Annotated in this window: 1 protein-coding gene; it reads left to right on the top strand. The window is 44.6% G+C overall.

Translation table 11 applies throughout. The annotated features are described in order from the left end of the window. Positions 1-260: 260 nt before the first annotated feature. Entirely contained in the window at positions 261-1,112 is an 852-nt protein-coding gene (locus tag PX482_RS12785; protein WP_288095852.1) for a hypothetical protein, read from the top strand. The last annotated feature ends 175 nt before the right edge of the window (positions 1,113-1,287 follow it).

The raw sequence follows: 1,287 nt of genomic DNA, 5'->3' as shown, positions 1-1,287 counted from the left end.
TTGGAGTGATTGGGGGGAAAATTCCGGGACTTTTTCCCTGAAAATTAGGTAATTGACCCCCTGAAAATGGGTAAAACCCCACACCCCACACCCCACACCCCACACCCTGCCCCCAGGAAAAGCTTTTTCAGCAAACCCTATCTCGACTGACAAGGCGATCGAAGCAAGGCAGTTTTTAAATTTGCTCTCGGTCTAAAGTGGGAAAAACCATTTAAAATTGAAAATCAACAGGGATAGGGAAGCTCTGTAACCGCACGATCATGGCTAAAATTGTCGGTGTTCACGGTATCGCGCAAGAATTTAGGGGTAGCCACACGATTTGTGCTGAGTGGTTGCCAAGTCTCAAGGATGGATTGAAACTCGCGGGAACCGAGTTAAAGTCCGATACTGATTTTCGTTGCGCGTTTTACGGAGATATTTTTCGGGGAAAATCGAAAGCGATCGGTATCCCGAACTACGATGTTAATGATATCGATTCCGATTGGGAAAAAGAATTACTCCAGTCGTGGTGGCAAGAAACGGAACGAGTGGAAAATAATCATCCCAATGCGGATAGCCTTTTGAGAGAAAAATCTACCCCAAAAATTATCCAGAGAGCTTTGTCGGGGTTAAGTGAATCTCGGTTTTTCGGTAGCATTGCCGAGAAATTGGTTATTTCTTATCTTAAGCAAGTAGGGGGCTATTTACACGATCGAAAGCTAAAACAGCAGATTCAAGAGCGAGTAATAGAATGTATCGGTGAAGATACGCGGGTACTTGTAGCTCATTCTCTCGGTTCGATCGTCTGTTACGAAACTTTATGTCAGCATCCAGAATGGCCGATTAAAGTCTTTGTCACTCTCGGTTCTCCTTTGGGGATAAGACAATTAATTTTCGATCGACTGCAACCATCCCCCCGCAATAACCTGGGGCGCTGGCCCGGAAATGTGAAAAGATGGGTAAATATCGCGGACGATGGCGATGTGGTGGCGTTGACAAAGCAACTCAACCCTTTATTTGAGGGAACTGTCGAGGATAAGTTAGTTTATAATGGCTGCGAGGCTCATGATGCCAAAAGCTATCTTACGGCGGTTGAAACTGGGGAAGCGATTCGATCGGGGTTAAGTAGGTAGGTGTTAAAAATTATCAGACACCACCCTTATCAAGGGGGGACTAAGGGTAGGGTTGATTCATGAATCAACCCTACTATGAATCAACTCTAGGACTAAGGGGGGATCGAACCTAAAATCCATTTTTAATTTAATTATAACCAGCTACTTAATCGATTGATGGGCAATGATATGGATG

Source organism: Microcystis sp. M53602_WE12 (genome assembly GCF_030065455.1).
GTDB classification, from domain to species: domain Bacteria; phylum Cyanobacteriota; class Cyanobacteriia; order Cyanobacteriales; family Microcystaceae; genus Microcystis; species Microcystis aeruginosa.
Note: the sequence above shows the minus strand (reverse complement) of the source record. Positions and strands in the feature narration are given on the sequence as shown.

Excerpts from the sequence above, each read along its gene's own strand:
- PX482_RS12785 (WP_288095852.1), top strand. The coding sequence starts at position 261 with ATGGCTAAAATTGTCGGTGTTCACGGTATCGCGCAAGAATTTAGGGGT.